This window comes from Lentilactobacillus parakefiri (genome assembly GCF_002157585.1).
GTDB lineage: Bacteria > Bacillota > Bacilli > Lactobacillales > Lactobacillaceae > Lentilactobacillus > Lentilactobacillus parakefiri.
In genome coordinates, this window is record NZ_BDGB01000149.1 from 1 (window position 1) to 303 (window position 303).

At 49.2% G+C, this 303-nt stretch carries 1 rRNA gene; it reads left to right on the forward strand.

From position 1 onward, the window contains the following. Positions 1-303: ribosomal RNA gene (locus LPKJCM_RS11820) — 23S ribosomal RNA — on the forward strand; the annotation flags it as partial.

Consider the following 303-nt stretch of genomic DNA (forward strand, 5'->3'; position numbering starts at 1 on the left):
GATAACAGGTTGAGATTCCTGTACTAGTTGATGATGTTTGAGCGATGGAGGGACGCAGGAGGCTAAGTTGTGCATCCAGCTGGAAACGGATGTTCAAGCCACGAGTCAGTCAAAGAGTCAAATGCTTTTTGGCGGGTTGACAAGTGGTGATGAGGACCGAAATTTAAGTAGGGAAGCAACTGACGTCACACTGCCGAGAAAAGCTTCTAGTGAGTCATCAACTACCCGTACCGCAAACCGACACAGGTAGTCGAGGAGAGAATCCTCAGGTGAGCGAGTGAACTCTCGTTAAGGAACTCGGCA